At 38.3% G+C, this 18,661-nt stretch carries 14 protein-coding genes; 8 read left to right on the top strand and 6 right to left on the bottom strand.

The genetic code is table 11. The features are described from left to right. Positions 1-24: 24 nt before the first annotated feature. On the top strand, positions 25-2,214 hold the full coding sequence (locus QNI22_RS05530) for a hypothetical protein (RefSeq protein WP_314509625.1): 2,190 nt from the start codon (positions 25-27) through the stop codon (positions 2,212-2,214). Between the two features lie 286 nt (positions 2,215-2,500). Beyond that, entirely contained in the window at positions 2,501-3,535 is a 1,035-nt protein-coding gene (locus QNI22_RS05525; protein WP_314509624.1) for an alkaline phosphatase D family protein, read from the top strand. Positions 3,536-3,580: 45 nt separating this feature from the next. Here the strand turns inward: QNI22_RS05525 and QNI22_RS05520 are convergent, their stop codons facing one another. Together QNI22_RS05520 and QNI22_RS05515 are read right to left on the bottom strand one after the other, a co-directional pair. Beyond that, the gene (locus tag QNI22_RS05520) at positions 3,581-5,029 is read right to left on the bottom strand and encodes an HsdM family class I SAM-dependent methyltransferase (RefSeq protein WP_314509623.1); all 1,449 of its coding nucleotides are present in this window, start codon (positions 5,027-5,029) and stop codon (positions 3,581-3,583) included. 53 nt (positions 5,030-5,082) lie between these two features. After that, the gene (locus QNI22_RS05515; protein ID WP_314509622.1) at positions 5,083-5,652 is read right to left on the bottom strand and encodes a restriction endonuclease subunit S; all 570 of its coding nucleotides are present in this window, start codon (positions 5,650-5,652) and stop codon (positions 5,083-5,085) included. A 483-nt stretch (positions 5,653-6,135) separates the two neighbouring features. Here QNI22_RS05515 and nagB point away from each other — a divergent pair, with 483 nt between their 5' ends. After that, positions 6,136-8,034 (top strand): glucosamine-6-phosphate deaminase, encoded by a 1,899-nt coding sequence (gene nagB, locus QNI22_RS05510; RefSeq protein WP_314509621.1) that lies wholly within the window; start codon positions 6,136-6,138, stop codon positions 8,032-8,034. A gap of 49 nt (positions 8,035-8,083) precedes the next feature. On the opposite strand, the gene QNI22_RS05505 is transcribed toward nagB, so the two are convergent. After that, on the bottom strand, positions 8,084-9,667 hold the full coding sequence (locus QNI22_RS05505) for an ArnT family glycosyltransferase (protein WP_314509620.1): 1,584 nt from the start codon (positions 9,665-9,667) through the stop codon (positions 8,084-8,086). A 494-nt stretch (positions 9,668-10,161) separates the two neighbouring features. On the opposite strand from QNI22_RS05505, the gene QNI22_RS05500 reads away from it, so the two are divergent. After that, the gene (locus tag QNI22_RS05500) at positions 10,162-10,449 is read left to right on the top strand and encodes a hypothetical protein (RefSeq protein WP_314509619.1); all 288 of its coding nucleotides are present in this window, start codon (positions 10,162-10,164) and stop codon (positions 10,447-10,449) included. A gap of 57 nt (positions 10,450-10,506) precedes the next feature. Here QNI22_RS05500 and QNI22_RS05495 read toward each other — a convergent pair whose 3' ends face one another. Both QNI22_RS05495 and QNI22_RS05490 read right to left on the bottom strand, forming a co-directional pair. Then, complete coding sequence (locus tag QNI22_RS05495) at positions 10,507-10,845, bottom strand: MerR family transcriptional regulator (protein WP_313985073.1); 339 nt, start codon at positions 10,843-10,845, stop codon at positions 10,507-10,509. A gap of 370 nt (positions 10,846-11,215) precedes the next feature. Beyond that, a complete protein-coding gene (locus tag QNI22_RS05490; RefSeq protein WP_314509618.1) occupies positions 11,216-12,193 on the bottom strand; it encodes a peptidoglycan DD-metalloendopeptidase family protein in 978 nt (325 codons plus the stop codon). A 509-nt stretch (positions 12,194-12,702) separates the two neighbouring features. Between QNI22_RS05490 and alaS the strand changes: the two genes are divergently transcribed. Beyond that, on the top strand, positions 12,703-15,324 hold the full coding sequence (gene alaS, locus QNI22_RS05485) for an alanine--tRNA ligase (protein ID WP_314509617.1): 2,622 nt from the start codon (positions 12,703-12,705) through the stop codon (positions 15,322-15,324). Positions 15,325-15,400: 76 nt separating this feature from the next. Here alaS and QNI22_RS05480 read toward each other — a convergent pair whose 3' ends face one another. After that, positions 15,401-15,784 carry a RidA family protein gene (locus tag QNI22_RS05480; protein WP_314509616.1) on the bottom strand — a complete coding sequence of 128 codons (384 nt, stop codon included), beginning with the start codon at positions 15,782-15,784 and terminating at the stop codon, positions 15,401-15,403. Positions 15,785-15,921: 137 nt separating this feature from the next. Between QNI22_RS05480 and QNI22_RS05475 the strand changes: the two genes are divergently transcribed. The 3 genes from QNI22_RS05475 (at position 15,922) to QNI22_RS05465 (ending at position 18,654) form a co-directional block, all read left to right on the top strand. Next, complete coding sequence (locus QNI22_RS05475) at positions 15,922-16,758, top strand: LytR/AlgR family response regulator transcription factor (RefSeq protein ID WP_314509615.1); 837 nt, start codon at positions 15,922-15,924, stop codon at positions 16,756-16,758. 90 nt (positions 16,759-16,848) lie between these two features. Next, on the top strand, positions 16,849-17,451 hold the full coding sequence (locus QNI22_RS05470; protein ID WP_314509614.1) for a hypothetical protein: 603 nt from the start codon (positions 16,849-16,851) through the stop codon (positions 17,449-17,451). A gap of 24 nt (positions 17,452-17,475) precedes the next feature. Next, positions 17,476-18,654, top strand: coding sequence for a serine hydrolase domain-containing protein (locus QNI22_RS05465; RefSeq protein ID WP_314509613.1), 1,179 nt, complete (start codon positions 17,476-17,478; stop codon positions 18,652-18,654). Positions 18,655-18,661 lie beyond the last annotated feature (7 nt).

The following is an 18,661-nucleotide window of genomic DNA, read 5'->3' as shown; positions in this document are numbered from 1 at the left end:
TATATTCTACCTACTTTATACATTATGTTTAAAATTCAACAGTTTATCATTGGGACTTTGTGTTTAGTGTGCAGCTTTACCTCGTGGGGACAAACACAGGATAAAATACGCCAGATAAAGGAGAAAATGTGGGCATTGTCTGACCCGGGATTTAAAAGTACAGAAGTACCTGACAAATGGAAAAATGAGTCTGCTGTCATTCTATGCCGAAGCATGGAATATCAGGTTAAGAAAGAAGTCTTTATTATTGCCTTATATGAAAATGTATATAGCAGGCAACGTATCAAACTTCAGGATGCGGCGGCTGTAAAAGAATATTCTGAGCTTTCTTTTCCTGCCAGTAGACGGGAAATGTCTGGTGTGACTACAATAGCTTCTTTATCAGTATATGTAGGTATCAAAGTGATTAAGTCCAATGGTACCATAAAAGATATTGATATGAAAGAATCTGTAGTAATGGAAGCCAAGCAAGGATATGAAAAAGAGCAATACAATAAGATTGCTGTTCCTGATCTGGAGCCAGGTGATATTATTGATTATTATTATTGCCTTGAGAAAACGACTGCCTGGGATTCCTTTGGACGTGTATTATATTCACTTGCTGGAAAATATCCAATAGTAAAGCAACGGCTGGATATAAATGTAATGCGTAAGTGTCATATAAGTGCCAAATCCATGAATGGTGCACCTGAATTAAAACGCAATCTGGAATTTAAAGACAATGAGGTGTATTCACTACTAGATGAGAATCGTGAGAAAGTCAATAGCGATCAGCATTGGTTTTATACAAATCGCTCAGTGCCAAGTGTGAACTTCCGAGCCTACTATATTCAAAGCCGTAAATCAGGCTGGGAAGAATTTTTTGTAGGTGACAGGGAGGAAGTGTATTCCAATATTTCTTCTGAAAAAGTATTGGGATATATAAACATGATATCAACATTGAAGAAAAAATATTATCCATGGAGTGCTGCTATAAACTCTTTCTGGAGTCGTAATAACCGAAAAGAGAAAGATGCAGAAACATTAAGTCGTGAGGCTTATTATTATTTGAGACAACGCACCCATGCTGCCAGAATGGAGGATGAGTTGTTGTATAACAGCAAAGTGAACTATGGTATTAACAATGCTAATCTTATGCTGGATTTTTCATATGCTTTGAAGAAAAAGAAAGTGGATCATGATCTGATTCTTGTTACTTCCCGTCAAGCATGTGATCTTAAAGATCTGATTGTAAGAGACGATATTAGCTATATGATCCGTATAAATACTCCCAAACCTTTTTTCATAAGCAATTTTAATGAGTATTCTTATTATAATGAAATAAATCCATTATTCGAAGGTGCTACTGCCTATTCGGTTAATATGCTGAAAAAGGCAAGTGAGCGTACTATTGAGAAAATAGTAATTCCAGCGACATCAAATGAGATAAACCGTGAACAAACGGATTTGTTTGTATCTATTGATCCGGAACAGGAAGGTAAAGTACATATTAAGAGATCTGTTCTTTCAAAAGGATTGTGCCGATTTGCAGAAATACGGACATTGGTAACATCTTATGAGTATCTGTATGATAGCAAGCCTGAAAAGTATAGCATTATTCTTGTCGAAAAGCAGGATGTCAGCAAACGAGTGCGTGAGAGCAATGCTGCTAAGGTAGCCCAGCGAAAAGATCAGGATCAGAAGGAACGTCTGGAAACGATGAAAAAAGAGGTAGAACGTGATTTCAGTGCAAAAGTGACTTCTTATGATAAGTTTGAGTTATTGCAGACCGGATCATGGGATGACAAACCAGAACTGAAATTTCAGGATGAATTTACATTGGAAGGAATACTTACAAACAATGGCCCAAATTATTTATTGGATGCAGGAAAGCTGATTTCTCAGCAGATTGACCTGCAAAAAGAAGAGATGGATCGTAAAGACGATATCTATATGCCTTATGCTCGTTCTTTTGTGTATACTATTACTGTTGCTATTCCAAAAGGATATGAAGTAAAAGGATTGGAGAATTTTAATTCTAGTGTAACGAATACTGCAGGTGGCTTTGTAAGCTCTGCTTCTGTCTCTGATGGTAAACTATCAATCTCTGTAAAGAAATATTATACACACAATTACGAAAAAGCTTCGAGCTGGCCCGATATGGTTGCCTTTCTGGAGGCTGCCTATCATTTCACACAGCAAAAAATATTGATCAGAAAGATACAGAGTTCATAAAAGATAGTAGTGAATCACAAACAAAGTCTGCTTTTGAAACGGAGCAGACTTTGTTTTTTATATTCCATTGATTTTGCTTTAAAATAGTTAGACAGGTGGATACAGAGGAATTCTTTTAGGAAAATAACAGTAATGTAATATACTTTATATCGTATACCTGTTTTACTACATTTACTTTTGTAGCAGATAGTGGCATCTTGATGGGTAATTATCTATAAGAAGATGATCAACTCCTTTATGACCATAAATAGTGTATTTTTATCTCAACAAACCACTTTACAAATGTATGATTAAGGTTTATTTCTTTGTGCTATGGAGCTTTGTGCTGGTGTTTTATGGATGCAAAGTTCCTGCAAGCAACCAGGACAGCAACATACTATCTGCCAACACTTCCTTATCCCGGATTGCTTTTGGCTCGTGTAGCAGACATGATTTGCCTCAGCCTTTGTGGTCTCCTATTCTGGAAAACAAACCGCAGCTTTGGGTGTGGCTGGGTGATAATGTATATGGAGATACAGAAGATATGAGTGTTTTGAAGCAAAAATATGATGCGCAAAAACAAAATCCTGGATATCAGAAGTTAACAGCCTCAGTACCTGTTATTGGTATATGGGATGATCATGATTATGGAGTAAATGATGGCGGAATGAATTATCCAAAGAAAACAGAATCCCAGCAATTGATGCTTGATTTTTTGGGTGAGCCTGCTACCAGTTCGCGTCGCAAACATGAAGGTGCATATGGTTCTTATGTATATGGATCTGGAAAGCAGCAGATAAAGATTATTTTATTGGATGGTCGCTATTTTCGTGAAGAATTACGCCGGGAAGATGGCTGGTATATAGCCAATGAAACAGGTTCTTTTTTAGGAGAGGAACAATGGAACTGGTTGGAAAAAGAATTAACAGGTAGCAAAGCTGCCATACATATTATTGCTTGTGGCGTACAGTTTATTCCCGAAGAACAACGTTTTGAAAAGTGGGCAAATTTTCCTCAGGCCCGGAAACGTTTTTTTGATCTTCTGGTAAAAAACAAGCCTGCCGGAGTTGTTCTGTTAAGTGGTGACCGTCATATTGGTGAAGTGAGCCGTTACCAGCCAGAAGGGATGCCTTATCCTATCTGGGAAGTGACATCGAGTGGTTTAACACATTCTTCTACAAATAATACAGGTGAAGACAATAAATATCGTGTGGGTGCTCTGGTAAATCAGTTGAATTTTGGAATAATGAATATAGACTGGACAACTCCTAAACCTACTGTAAATATACAGATACGGGGAAAAGAAAATGTGTTGTATTTGAATGAAAGCTTTTCTTTCTAGAACGTAGAAATAACAAAGCCCTTGGAAAAGGGCTTTGTTATTTTTTTATTTTACTAAAGATGCCATTTCTGTTTTAATCCGATCCTGAATATTGGAAAGTGTTTTTTCCAGTGATTCGATTTCGTTCATTAACTCTTTTAAGTTGACATCAGGTATTCTTTCATGTGCCTGAACATAGCGTTTTGCTGTCAGGTTATAATTGTTTCTCTCATTTTCTATTTCTGACTGAGAAGCCCGATAGGATAGTCCTTCTTGTGTCGCAAATTTGCGGAATGCATCCATTACCTGCTTACTGTGTGAGGTGCGTATCTTATTTCTTCTACGATCAGAGTCATACAAGGATGATGCATCAATAAACAGTATATTATCATGCGTCTTATTCTTATTCAGGACAAGAATGGCTGCATTGATTTTGCTGCTGTAGAACACATGTGGAGGAAGGTCAACTACTGCTTCAACTAGGTTATTATTAACCATTTTGCGACGAATCTGATAAGCTACTCCCGTTTTGAACAACAAGCCGTGAGGGACAATCAATATCGCTTTCCCGGTTTCATTCAGAGAATCCATTGCCTGAGTGAGAAAATCCAGATGCTCAGCTTGTCTGCGCATACGTACAGGCCCCGTAACATTATTTTCAGCTGCAAAGCTTAGATTCCGTTTTCTCCGTTTTATCGGTTGTAGGAAATCACGAGGGTTAGCTGGTAATAGTAATTTTTCACGGAATGGAGGCTGAGTAAGTACACAATCATATGTACGTTTACTGGAGCGTGTTTTTGATAAGCTGTCACCAACTTCCAGAGAGGCATTAAATATGCCATTAAAGAAAAGGTGGAAACGAGCCAGTTCAACATAAGGACTCTGAATATCCTGTCCAAATAAGCTGGTATCGGCTAACTTACCTACTTTGGCTGCTTGCACCAGTAAGGTACCAATACCTGCGGCTGGATCATATACAGAATGAGCTGACTCAAGATTAGCCATTTGAGCCATCATATTGGCAATACTACGTGGTGTATACAGAAAGCCTTCTTTGTGGAAGCTTTCTTCAGTAAATTTTTCTATCAGATATCCTACAGAAGAACCATTTTCTTCTACTGCTTTCAGTGTATTTCCAAAGCTGATTCCTTCCAGATCTTCTAGTAATTGAACCAACTTGGTATCACGATCTACATCTGTATCACTAAATGAAAGTTTTCTGAAAAAAACAGATTGAAAAAGTTTGCTGAATATCTCGCTGTTTTCTTCCTGTAATATCTCTATAATATTATCCAGACGACTGGCTGTACCGGTCTGAGACAGATTGTTCCAGATAGAAAAAATAGATTTGATTGTGGATGCCTTTAAATCTTTGAAATAAGGCTTTTCGTGCGTCTCCTGAATAAACTTCAATGCCAATACCGCCAGAAAGTGCACAAAGATCTCAGAACTCTTGTCCTTGTCTCTGAATTTGCGGTAGTATTTCGTGAGAGATACAATGAAATCTTTGTTCATAGCCATGAGAGTTGAAAGGTTACTGATTTAAGGAGTTAGAATTTGTTATCAATTTAGTCTTTATACACTTCGTGTAACATGAGTTGTTGCAGATATGAATCTTTTTTCTCCTCAAGTGCCATTAAAGTTGCCTTCTCTTTTTCCCGGTCATTGACAAGATGTACAATTTTTTCCTGTACTTCAATGGGAGGAACTGCTACATCCAGATTTTTCAGAACACTCATTGGAAGTGAAAACATACTTGTGCCTGATGCATTGGAACGAAAATAGGTTTCACTTTGGGGAAGATTGAGAAACCATCTCAGGTACTCGGGAAGAACTTTTTGGGTAGGCTTAATGCGGATGGAAAAAAATGCGGAAGAAATAACTCTCTTTTTCTCTGACGGTTCAATCATGCAGGCTTTTGTATACTTTCCTTTTGCGAGTAGAATCAGCTGACCAGGTTGCAAAAAATGTTTTGCCTTGATCTGTTCATTGCTAATGCGAACAAGACGGCCTGAGATTGATAAGTCAGCATTAATGTCACGCATTTGTATAACTTCTATTTCCCCATCCAGATTGTCTAACAAGCGATTTCGAAAAGTTATACCAGTTTTGATGTCAGCTATGTCATGTAATTTCATAATCATAAAGAGTAATGCAATAAAAAATGTGACAACGGTTGATATACAAGGTTATGTGAAAAACAGTAGAAAATCTTATTAAAATTGACCCCCTAATAAAAAAAAGTAACATATTAAACAGATTTCTCCTATGCTACTTTCAGTAAAAAATCATACCATATCCTTTATACGGAAGAATGGTAAAAAAGTTGTACAGAAAAGTCCTAATTTTTATAAATATTTTTATTTTGGCTACTGCACCAATAAGCAGTTAGTTTTGAACTATTTAACTGTTAAATTATAATGGTTTGGAGTGGTTACTTCAAACAGTGGGTCTTACACAAATATTAAATTTATTAAAGAATAGAATAGTATAACGAATCTTTGAGTTTCCAGGATTAAAAAATTACACTATTTTTCGGTGATTTATCTGCAAATTATATTTTTATACATTAGAGTACAAGGTGTCATGTCTTTTTTTTCAGAATAACCAACTATTTGTCTATGCAGCAATTGAGTTATGAGCGAATTCCTACCAGTGTTTATGGAACGGCAGATGAAGCTTCTGCCGCTGTAGCTAATGAAATTGCGGCTTTAATCCGTCAAAAGCAACAGGAAGGTAAGCCAGCTGTACTGGGATTGGCAACGGGATCATCTCCCAAAAAAGTCTATGCCGAGCTAATTCGGCTACACAGAAAAGAGGGATTAAGCTTTCAGAATGTAATTACTTTCAATCTGGATGAATATTATCCCATGCAACCGGATGCTTTGCAAAGTTATGTTCGGTTTATGAAAGAGTTTTTATTTGATCATGTGGATATTCCTGTACAAAATTACCACATTCCGGACGGGACTCTGTCAATGGAAAAAATACGGGAATACTGTATGGATTATGAGAAGCAAATGGAGTTGCATGGCGGACTGGATTTTCAGTTATTGGGTATAGGAAGAAATGGCCATATTGGGTTTAATGAACCAGGATCACACGAAAATTCACGTACCCGTTTGATGACACTGGATCAGACGACACGCGTTGATGCTGCAATGGACTTTGGTGGGTTGTCAAAAGTACCACGAAGAGCCATCACAATGGGGGTATTACCCATATTACAGGCTAAACGAGTGGTATTGATTGCCTGGGGAGAACATAAAGCTGGAATCATCAAACAGGCAGTAGAGGGACCTGTTGTAGAATCGGTTCCTGCTTCTTATCTACAAGGACATCACAACGTGTCTGTAGTACTGGATGAGTCTGCCGCATCTGAACTAACCAGCCGTAAGGCACCTTGGCTGATTGATGATGTGGTGTGGGATCGTGCGATGATTAAGAAGGCTGTAGCGAATCTGGCACTGACTTTGGGGAAACCCGTTCTGAAACTGACCAATAAAGACTATAATGATTATGGACTCAGTGATCTGTTGGCACAACACGGACAGGCATATGACTTGAATATTGATGTGTTTAACTGGCTTCAACATACTATTACCGGATGGCCCGGTGGAAAGCCAAATGCCGATGATACCAATCGTCCTGAAAGGGCTGATCCTGTAAAGAAACGATGTCTGATATTTAGTCCTCATCCGGATGATGATATTATTTCTATGGGTGGCACCTTCCAGCGTCTGGTAGATCAGGGACATGAAGTACATGTAGCTTACCAAACATCTGGTAATATTGCTGTGGCAGATGATGAGGCTCTACGATTTGCTGACTTTGTAGTAGATTTTAATGATCGTTTTAATATTACCAGTCCTCAGGCTGATAAAATCTTCAGAGATGCTGCCCGCTTTTTGCGAACCAAAAAAGATAGCGAAAAGGATACAGATGCTGTTCGTTATATTAAGGGATTGATTCGTAAGGGTGAAGCGAAAAATACATGTCGTTTTGTTGGTATCCCTATGGAAAATGTACATTTTCTGACTATGCCTTTTTACGAAACAGGACTTGTCCAGAAAAAGCCTTTGGGTGAAGAAGATTATCAGCTTGTGACAGACCTTATCGACAAGGTAAAACCCCATCAGGTATATGCAGCAGGAGACTTAGCCGATCCGCATGGTACACATAAAGTTTGTCTGGATGCCGTAATGGAAGCATTACGTCGTTTGAAAGCCAAAGATTTTATGAAAGATTGTTGGGTATGGTTATACAAAGGTGCCTGGGCTGAGTGGGATATTGATCAGATTGAAATGGCTGTACCAATGAGTCCGGATCAGGTAATGAAGAAGCGCTTGGGTATATTTAAGCACCAGTCTCAAAAGGACGGAGTTGTATTTCAGGGAACAGATGAACGCGAATTTTGGCAAAGGGCTGAAGATCGTAATCGCAAAACCGCAGAGTTGTATAACAAACTCGGTTTGGCCGAATACGCAGCCATGGAAGCATTTGTCAGATGGAAATTCTAAATACTCCAAAACGAAACAAAAAGACCTGTCATCTGACAGGTTTTTTGTTTCAGATAAGAGGAACTTTATATAACCGGATGCCTCCTTCATTTGCAACAAGTTGCCATGAAACAGGTGGTGAATCTATATATATAGGAGGAGGGGTGCCTATCAGACGGAAATATTCCACAGAATAAGAGTTGATTAATACAAAGACCTCGGTAGAAGAAGTAAGCTGTTTTTGTTGTTCCAAAAGTTGTTCGTATGGTAAGAAATGAATAGAGGCTGGTTGATTGAACTGATAATAAAAGTCAACTCCATTCATGAGCTTATTATCTGTAAAAACCATCGTTGAAGTTACAGGGTGGGATAGATACTTTTGGATAAGATGTTTTTCTGCTGTATATCCGGTTTCAGACGGTTTTAGCATAGAATAAATAGGGTGTACTAACAACAAACCTGCTATCAAAGGTGTATAAAGTTGTTTGTTCAAAACAAAAGAAGATGGTATAAACTGATATAGACCTCCTATGAAACCCCATCCAAGAGCCAGTAATCCATAGTGAAGTGCCTGATTGGGCACACCCGTATACCGGGCTATACCTGCTACAATAAGAAAGGTCATCGCAAGTACAAAAGATTTTTTTGCGGTAAGACGGCTTAACTCAAATGCAGAGGCAATGGCAAAAAAGGGAATAAGAAAGAGAATCATTCGTGGAAACAGCGCATTGGGATTGTAATATTTAAAGCTAGTTGTAAATCCCCAGAACATACATAATCCACAGAATGCCAATCGACTCCAAAACATTTCATTAGTCCAGATTCTCCAATTCCAAAAATTTCTGCGAAACAAAAAAGGTAATGCTGCACCAATACAAATAATCATTCCTGAATGAATCAACATAATAACAGGTTCGTAGGTGAGGCGTGGTATAAGTGCCGAAGCTGGTTTATGGAAGTAATTATAGGTAGCCACATAATGACCATCCTGAATGATCTGAAAACGATACAACGGATTACCTGTATATAGATAATAGAAGCCGAAATATCCTGCCAGCAGAATGGAGCCAATCATAAAAGCTCTTTGCCAGAACAAGAGGTGTTGCTTTTGACGCCAATCATATATACAGACAAGTAAATAGAAAGGAAGCAGGTATACAATAGTTTCTTTACATAAAAAGCCCCACAAATTAGCTACACAGAATAGGAGAGGTTTGCCCCATTGATCATTTCGCTGGTGCAAACAAATTGCACTCAGAAGTGCCATACAAGTAAGCGAAACATCCGGATACAGCTTATTGGAAAAGAACAAGGTATAGAAGTCTAACCCAAATAAAACCATTGCCCAGATTGCAACTTTCGAATCATATTTTTTAAAGACAAAATAGATAAGATATAGACAGGTAAGAGTACAGGCTACTGAGACCCATACTGTGGATATATCATTTACACCAGAAAGCTTATAAGCAAGTGCTGTTGGAATAATAATACCCAGTCTGTGACTGAATATTTCTTCGTTTAGTACGAGTTTACCCTGAGACAAATAGAAAGCATAGTGGGCATAGGTTGTATCATCATAGAAATAATACCCATCAAACGACAAAAAAATGAACAGGATAGCAAATAGAAAAAGAAAAAGTAAATAAAAACGCATAATGGAAGGGCATATCTATTGTAAGGCACGGAAAGATACATCTTCTCCATAATAATGACAGAAGCAAATGTTCACATTTGTATTTTTTTCTTATAAAATAGTATCTGCAAAGAGCAGAAAAATGGCATGAAAATTGACCTAATGGCTTTCTAATCTCTTTCAAAATGACCAGTTTATGGTTGCAGAAGTAAAGGATTTTATATGAGACCGAGTTGAGATGGAATAGCAGAGCAGATTTTTATCAAAAAAATGCTTTTTATGACATCGTCTGTTGGCAATGTGAAAAATGTAAAAATGGGTAAGTGGTTGATAGGTAGGTGTTTGGTTAGGATTGTATGAGTGATTTCGTTGAAATCTGAATAAAAACTTTCGTACGTACGCTTCCCTATCTTTTGGTTAGATAAAGAATCAGAGAAATTGCGACCTTTCGAAAAGTAAATCAAAGACAAAATTTGAATTAACTAACATCCAGTCACTTATAAAACAATATTACGATGGAAGCCCAACGCAAATCTTTGGAAGATCAATTAGCCTCTCTGGAAGCTCGCCTGGCACAATTAGAACGTGAAAGAAAAGAGTTACTGGATCGTAACAGTGAATTATTTGAATATTGTCGTTTAATGGATCGCAAATATACAGCTTCCGTTCGTCGTGAGTTAGGTTATCAGGAAATGTTGTATATGTTCAACAATCGTCATGCTTCTGAATTGTTGCAGGATTATATTGCAAAAGATGCACTAAAAGTTCAATATTCAAGCCATTATAACTACCGTAGTAACTAATACAATCCTGTACAGGATTTAGTATTGTCTGCTATATATCTGCTGCATGTTGATCTCTTAGGAGCTTTGCTCCAGTCTTTCTTTCAGTTGAGAAAGAAAAGTCTTGAGATTTTCTAAAGATTCAATAATAGCTGCTTTGTCAGGGGGCTGATTGGCTTTACTTCTTATCATCTCTTTCGCTCCCTGTAGTGTATACCCCTTTTCTTTGACAAGGTGATATATCTTTTGCACAACTTCTATATCTTTCTCGGTATAGCGGCGATCTCCTTTTTTATTCTTCCTGGGTTTTAACATTGGGAACTCACTTTCCCAAAAGCGTAACAGCGATGCCGTTACATTGAATTTATCTGCAACTTCACTAATGGTGTAGTATATCTTCTTTATTTCTTCAGACATAGAAAATTATATTGTTAATAGCCTGGGTTATATAATCAACTATGGAAGTTGTTTTGAACCAGCTGTAAAGATAGCGTTTTATTAACGTTCTTAAGAAACTACAAATCTGGGCTACATCTAGGCTCATTTGTATATCTATACTCGTTTTGTCTCATTCCTAAATTTCATTCCCGCTTTTTTAACTATTTAATGCAAACTATTTTGCAAGTTTTGATGCTTTGTGTACATACACAACTGATTTTATACCACAGGGTAGGTGGTTGTATATCAAAATTTAAGTTTGGGTGTATGATAGCTTAGGCATAAAAAAAAGCGGAACCTAAGTTCCGCTTGCAAAATACTATCTTTTCAGAATATTAAACCTGACAATTTACGAGAGTGATTGATTTTCTACAGACGCCAGTTCCAGCAATTTCTGGTACTCCATAGGAGTGAGATCGTTATAGAAGAAATGGATTGGATTTACTTTCTGTCCATTATGTAATACTTCATAGTGAAGGTGAGGAGATACAGATGTTCCTGTACTACCCACATATCCAATCAACTGCCCGCGTTTTACACGTTGCCCTGTATGTACAATAAATCGTTCCATATGAGCATACAACGTAATGTATCCATAGCCATGGCTGACCTGTACTTCATTACCATATCCACCACTGTTATGTACGGCCACACTGATTACGCCATCACCGGTAGCATAGATAGGAGTGCCCCGTTGACAGGCAAAATCAACACCTGTGTGCATTTTCATTACTTTGTAGATAGGGTGCATACGCATTCCAAAACCCGAGGCTAAGCGCTTAAGCTCTTTATTGGATACTGGCTGAATAGCAGGTAAAGAGGCAAGCATTTTGGTTTTGTTGTTCACCAGAGTAACAATTTCGTCATAAGACTTGGTCTGGATATACATTTTCTTCTTTAACTTATCAATTTTCTGACGGGTTGAAAGAATCAACTCTTCATTTTTTAATCCTTTCTCAAGGATTTCCTTGTAACGATCTACACCTCCAACACCTGCTTCACGAACAGATTCCGGAATAGGAGAGGCTTCGAAAATGACCCGATAGATGTTGTCGTCACGTTCCCGGAGAGCACTCAACATCTGGGTAGTTTTTTGTAATTCTTTATTCATCACTTCATAATACAACTTCAATTCCTGATTCTCACGTTGAAGAGCTTCTTCACGGTCTGAACGAAAATACGAGTTATATAATGGCATGAGTGCCAACGAACAAAGGAAAGCCACAGAAACGAATCCTAAAATATTAATGGCTACATCGGAAGGTTTAACTTTAACTCGTTCATATTTACACGTTTCCGTGTCATAGTAGTACTTTATTCTGGCCATTCGTTCAAAAATTGGGTTTAACTACTAATTTTGTGCAGTCATGCATTAAAATAAGCTGGGTGAAACATTTTGAATAAAAAATACAGCAGCATTAAACTGGAATTTTTTTTATGGTAGGCTGTGCAATTTAATAAGTTTCTATAAAATGCAAAGTGTTGATTTTTTTTTCAAACTTACATGTGTGAAAGGAATAGAGAGTTCTATAATTTTTTCTATAAGTGCAATTAGTTGATAAACAATAAGTTGCCTTTTTAGTCTGTTTGTTGGTTACTGTAGAAAGAAAGAAGAAGTAAGCATACTAAGTAGAAATACGGTAACTATATTTTTGTGTGAACCTGATTATCAAGTAAGTTTTACTTTAAGAATTTGGCATATTTGCAAAAGAATCACTTTGCAGATGATATAAGGTGTTGATCTATACATATATACCATCAATAGAGCAAATCAGCATCTGCAAAAGAGTAGAGTTGTATTATTATATAGTATATAGTTTAATAAAATTTCATAACATGACGTCGCACGAGATCAGACAGCAGTTTTTAGATTTTTTTCGTTCCAAAGGCCATTTGATTGTTCCTTCTGCTCCGCTTGTTCTTAAAAATGACCCAACCCTAATGTTTACTAACTCAGGTATGGTGCAGTTTAAGGATTACTTTCTGGGCAATGGAGTTCCTCCTTCCAGACGGATTGCAGATACACAGAAATGTTTGCGGGTAAGTGGTAAACACAATGACCTGGAAGATGTGGGCTTTGACGGAACACACCATACCATGTTTGAGATGCTGGGAAACTGGTCATTTGGAGATTACTTTAAGCAGGATGCCATTGCCTGGTCTTGGGAGTTGTTGACTGATGTGTTGAAAATACCAAAAGATCGGTTGTATGCAACCGTTTTTGGAGGAGATACTGCTGAAGGGTTAGCCTCAGATGAGGAAGCAAAGGATTTATGGAAACAATACCTGCCTGAAAACCATATTCTGTATGGTAATAAAAAGGATAACTTCTGGGAAATGGGAGAGCAGGGACCTTGTGGACCTTGTAGTGAGATTCACGTAGACTTACGTTCAGATGCTGAACGGGCAATCGTACCTGGTGAAACATTGGTGAACAAAGATCATCCGAAGGTGATTGAGATCTGGAACAACGTATTTATGCAGTTTGAACGGAAAGCAGATAAGTCATTGGTAACTCTTCCTGCCAAACATGTAGATACAGGTATGGGCTTTGAGCGCCTTTGTATGGTATTGCAGGGAGTAGAGTATACCTATGATACAGATGTGTTTACTCCTTTCATCCGGTTTATTGAGCAGCATTCCAATAAAAAATATACGGGTAGTTATGACCGCAAAAGTTTGACAGACGTTGCGATGCGTGTAGTGGTGGATCATATTCGTGCCGTTGCCTTTACGATTGCAGATGGTCAATTACCATCTAACAATGGTTCCGGGTATGTAATTCGCCGTATTCTGCGCCGTGCTGTACGGTATTATTATTCGTTTTTAGAGATAAAAGAGCCTTTCCTACATCGGTTAGTTCCTTTACTGGCAAATGAGTTTGCTACTGTATTTCCTGAATTGAAGGCTCAGGAAGAATTTGTAAAAAAGGTTATTCTGGAAGAGGAGAAAAGTTTCCTAAGAACTTTGGAGGACGGTTTGGAAAGATTGGAAGCGGTTGAAATTAAGTCTGATTTTTTAGATGGAAGAACAGTTTTTGAATTATATGATACGTATGGGTTTCCTGCAGATTTAACAAGGTTGATAATGTCAGAGAAAGGAATTTCCGTAGATGAAAATGGCTTTAAAGTGGCATTAGCTGAACAGAAAAATCGTAGTAAGGCAGATGCAGAGAAACAGGTAGGAGACTGGGTTGTGTTAGATGATACACCTAAAGTTACCTTTGTAGGTTATGATGAACTGTCTGTTAATGACTCAAAGGTGCTGAAATATCGGATTACCAAAGATAAAAAAGGAGAACAGTTCCAGATTGTATTAAGTAAAACACCTTTCTACCCGGAAGGTGGTGGTCAGGTGGGTGATACCGGTGTAATGAGTTTTGATGGAGAGGAAATCAAGGTAGTTGATACCAAAAAGGAGAATGATCTGGTGATTCATGTGGTAGACAAGCTACCTGCTGATATTAAAGCAACGGTTATTGCATATGTAAGCGATACAAAACGTCATCTGACAGAGAACAATCACTCCGCCACACACTTATTGCATGCTGCTTTGCGCAGAGTATTAGGTACTCACGTAGCTCAAAAAGGGTCATTGGTAAACGAGCAATACCTACGTTTTGACTTCTCACATTTTGAGAAAGTAACCGATGAACAATTGGCAGAGATTGAACATATCGTAAATCAGAAGATTCGTGAAAACATTGCTTTACAGGAAGATCGTTCTCTGCCAATTGAAGAGGCACGAAAAGCAGGTGCTATGATGTTGTTTGGTGAGAAATATGGTGATACCGTTCGTATGATTACTTTCGATCCAAGTTATAGCCGCGAGCTATGTGGTGGATGCCATGTATCTGCTACCGGTAAGATTGGTTTGTTTAAGATTACCTCAGAAGCAGGGGTTGCTGCTGGTGTACGTCGTATCGAAGCTATCACTGCTGATGCTGCTGAAACCTATGTGGATGAGCAGACAACATTGCTAAAAGAAATCAAGGAACTGCTGAAAAATCCGAAAGATGTTAAAAAAGCAATCGCAGATTTGCTGGAAGAAAAAGGAAAATTAACAAAGCAAGTAGAAGTATACGAAAATCAGCAACTTCAGACTCTGAAAGATGAATTAGTGAAAAAAGCTCAAACTGTTAATGGTATACAGGTTGTTTCAGAAAAAGTAGCTGTACCTTCTGCTGACGCACTAAAACAACTTGCCTATGATCTGAAAGCTAAAATGGATCAATCCTTTATTGTATTAGCTGCAGACATTCAAGGAAAACCTCAGATTGCTGTAATGATAACAGATGAACTGGTAAAAGAAAAGAGTCTGCATGCTGGTAATATTGTCAAAGAACTGGCGAAAGAGATCAAAGGTGGAGGAGGTGGCCAACCTTTCTTTGCTACTGCCGGTGGTTCAGATGTGAGCGGTCTGGATCGGGTAGTAGAAAAAGGAAAACAGTTAGTGTAGTCCTTTTGTTGAAATAAAAGTAAAGGTCCTTCTATTTGTAATAGAAGGACCTTTACTTTTATAAAGTCTAGTCAATTTATAGAATTGCAATGCAGGAGATTTCCACGTTTACATCTTTGGGAAGACGGCTTACTTCTACTGTTTCCCGTGCAGGAGGCAGTTCTGCAAAGTAACTTCCATATACTTCGTTGATTGCTGCAAAGTTGCCGAGGTCTTTTACGAAGATGGTGCTTTTCACCACATTGTCAAAGTCTACACCGGCCTCGCGTAGAATAAACCGAATGTTACGCATTACCTGATGTGTTTCAATGACAATGCCTTCATCTGTCATCAGTTTACCAGTTGCCTGATCGAGTGCAATCTGTCCGGAAACATAAATGGTATTATCTACTTGTACGGCCTGGCTGTAAGGGCCGATAGGTGCTGGTGCGTCTGGAGAAAAAATGATGGTTTTGGTCATAAGGGTATTGTATTTAATAGAGTATAAACAATCAGGAATGCAATCATACAAAAAATACATGGTATTCCGGGCGATTATTCTGTACAGATCACATAAAGCGTTTTATTTTTGCATGCACTATCTTCACTCAGCCAGAAATGTCATCCCAAACAACAATTACCTACCATGATAAATGGTTATTCATGTGGGTTGTTCCAATTGCCAACCTGATAAACTATTACCTCACTTACAAAAACATACAACTGGATACGTTTTTTCTGCTGACATTTCTGATTGACACCGCAGAAGGATACCTGGCTCTTATTATATTTCGCAAAATCATTCTTTATCTAGACCAGAAGTTTCCCTACCATTCTAATATAAGTCTTCGACTGATTATCCAGGGATGTGTGACCGCTGTTGCCTTTCTGGGGACTATAATCAGCTTAACGGTTATCATAAATTTTAGCGCCACAGACAAACCCATTCCATTGAAATTTTTCACACATGATGTATTTATTTTTCTGATATGGGTTCTGGTCTTGAATGGTATTTACATTAGCCTGTATTTTTATCAATCTGCCAATAATACCAACATTCCTGTAAGTCAGGAAGAATCTGAACCGAAGGCTGTAATGGATAAACTGGAGGTAAAGTTGGGAAAACAAGTGATCTTTCTGGATTTGAAAACAATCCTTTGTTTTTATGTAGAAGAAGAAACGGTTTTTGTAAAAACAGAAGACAAGCGTTATGTTGTGGATACTTCATTGGATAAACTGGAAGAACTACTCAGTCCTGAATTATTTTTCAGGGCAAACCGACAGATAATTTTGAATCGGAATTTAGTTGCAGGTATTACAAAAGCTGAGAATGGAAAATTGATTGTACAACTGACAGAAAGCAGAGGTTTGCCGGATCAGATTACAATCAGTCGGACCAAAGCACCTGCCTTTAAGAAATGGGTACAGGCTGCTGTACCACATCTCACCACCTGAAATGCTACATTTCGCCGAGAAAGTCTATTTTTACTACTTGATGCTTTGACAGGGTTTCTACTTTTGGGGATCTACAACGAAACTCAAACTATGAAAACAAAACGTATGAACGTGCTCCTGTATGGGGCAATGCTGGTGTGCTGTGTGCATACCCTGCAAGGTCAGACTTCCCGAACTCAGTTTTTTGTATCTGCTGGCAACCATTCTATAGCTGTTCCACTTCAAAAGATTTCTCATTTTACCTTTCATCCCACTTTACAGGCTGGTCTTGAGTTTACTCATTGGTATGGTAATCATGGTCGGTTTATTCAGTCTATTGCTCTAGGCGCAGTATATAATCGGTATAATAACAAATCTTTCTTCATAAGTACAGAAGGTATCTACCGATATCAGACAGGATTAGGGATTTATGGGGAGACTTCTCTGGGTGTGGGATACATGCATACTTTTCATCCTTCTCCGGTGTATGCTTTACAGGATGACGGACACTACAAAAAGGTAACAGATACAGGGAAGCCTACACTGATGGTGTCCCTCGGATTGGGGTTGGGGTATCAATTTCAACGCAAGACTAGCCATCCATTCTCTGTTTATACCCGCTATCAACCTTTCATTACGCTACCCTATAGCAAAGACCTGATCGGTCTGCCTCAGTTATTGTGGCAAGTAGGTACCCGGTTTACTATCAACTAAACTATTTTCTATCAAACTACATTTATGAAAACACTACAAAAGCTGATTTGCATCAGCCTGTTTGCTCTTTTGGGCAATTGTAAAACTGCTGAAATTGTTCCTGTATCTGAATGTACCTTACCCATAGAAACAGATAATACATCCTTTCCACAAAATGCAGCCCTTCTGAACCTGCTGAAGATATATACCCAGAAAGGGTTGCCTGGACTTTCTGTATTGGTAAAGACATCCAATGGTTTGTGGATTGGAGCCTCTGGTAAAGCTGGTATTGAGGAAAATCAGGATATGCAGCCTTGTCATATTCATTATTTGGCCAGTATTGCCAAAACCTATACAGCTGTCGTGATAATGAAGCTGGTTGAAACCCAAAAGATAGATCTGGATTCTCCAATAAGTCAGTATTTGGATACCAACATTTATAAGAAGATTGGCAATGGGGACAAAGCAACCGTTCGCCAGTTACTCAACCATACATCAGGAATCCGGGACTATGTCAGTGAGATTAACTACAATACGGATATTCTGAATAATCCTATGGCTAAATATTCGACAGACAAGTACCTTGGCTATATTTATACCAAAGAACCTTATTTCGAACCCGGGACGGACTATACCTATTCCAATACCAATTTTCTGCTACTGGCTCTGATTGCTGAAAAAGTAACAGGTAAGCCGTTAGAGAGTCTGTATAGAGATATTGTATTTGAACCGTTGGGTTTGCAACAGACATACTATCATACACTAAATCAGGGAAACCTGGTAAACTCGTACTTTGACCGATTTGGTGATGGTAAACTGGAAAATATTTCCTCTATAATGAAGCATTTATTGCCTACCTATAGTGGGGATGATGGCATTGTAGCAACACCATATGATATGTATCTGTTTCTGGACGCATTAGTTACTAATAAGCTGGTTAGTGAATCATCTCTGATGCAAATGACTGCCTGGGTGCATACCCGTAAAGATCCGGATAGGCCCGAATATGGTCTGGGACTGACCTATATGAAATCTGACTATGGAGATGGCTTTGGACATGGGGGAACCGCAGGTGGAGCTTCTGCAAAAATGTACTACTTTCCAGATAAACAAACCTATCTGATTGTTTGCATGAACCAGGGAACATTCTTTTATTCACCGATTCAGGATGTATATGATGAGTTCTGGTTGGAGTTACAGAAAATAATGCTTGCCAATCAATAATTCTATA

Source organism: Xanthocytophaga agilis (assembly GCF_030068605.1).
Classification (GTDB): domain Bacteria; phylum Bacteroidota; class Bacteroidia; order Cytophagales; family 172606-1; genus Xanthocytophaga; species Xanthocytophaga agilis.
This window is presented reverse-complemented; position numbering and strand designations above follow the sequence as displayed.

Coding starts and splice junctions, on each gene's coding strand:
- nagB (WP_314509621.1), top strand. CDS start 6,136: ATGCAGCAATTGAGTTATGAGCGAATTCCTACCAGTGTTTATGGAACG.
- QNI22_RS05465 (WP_314509613.1), top strand. CDS start 17,476: ATGAAAACACTACAAAAGCTGATTTGCATCAGCCTGTTTGCTCTTTTG.
- QNI22_RS05515 (WP_314509622.1), bottom strand. CDS start 5,652: ATGAAATTACATGACATAGCTGACATCAAAACTGGTATAACTTTTCGA.
- alaS (WP_314509617.1), top strand. CDS start 12,703: ATGACGTCGCACGAGATCAGACAGCAGTTTTTAGATTTTTTTCGTTCC.
- QNI22_RS05480 (WP_314509616.1), bottom strand. CDS start 15,784: ATGACCAAAACCATCATTTTTTCTCCAGACGCACCAGCACCTATCGGC.
- QNI22_RS05490 (WP_314509618.1), bottom strand. CDS start 12,193: ATGGCCAGAATAAAGTACTACTATGACACGGAAACGTGTAAATATGAA.
- QNI22_RS05525 (WP_314509624.1), top strand. CDS start 2,501: ATGATTAAGGTTTATTTCTTTGTGCTATGGAGCTTTGTGCTGGTGTTT.
- QNI22_RS05500 (WP_314509619.1), top strand. CDS start 10,162: ATGGAAGCCCAACGCAAATCTTTGGAAGATCAATTAGCCTCTCTGGAA.
- QNI22_RS05475 (WP_314509615.1), top strand. CDS start 15,922: ATGTCATCCCAAACAACAATTACCTACCATGATAAATGGTTATTCATG.
- QNI22_RS05495 (WP_313985073.1), bottom strand. CDS start 10,845: ATGTCTGAAGAAATAAAGAAGATATACTACACCATTAGTGAAGTTGCA.
- QNI22_RS05530 (WP_314509625.1), top strand. CDS start 25: ATGTTTAAAATTCAACAGTTTATCATTGGGACTTTGTGTTTAGTGTGC.
- QNI22_RS05470 (WP_314509614.1), top strand. CDS start 16,849: ATGAAAACAAAACGTATGAACGTGCTCCTGTATGGGGCAATGCTGGTG.
- QNI22_RS05505 (WP_314509620.1), bottom strand. CDS start 9,667: ATGCGTTTTTATTTACTTTTTCTTTTTCTATTTGCTATCCTGTTCATT.
- QNI22_RS05520 (WP_314509623.1), bottom strand. CDS start 5,029: ATGAACAAAGATTTCATTGTATCTCTCACGAAATACTACCGCAAATTC.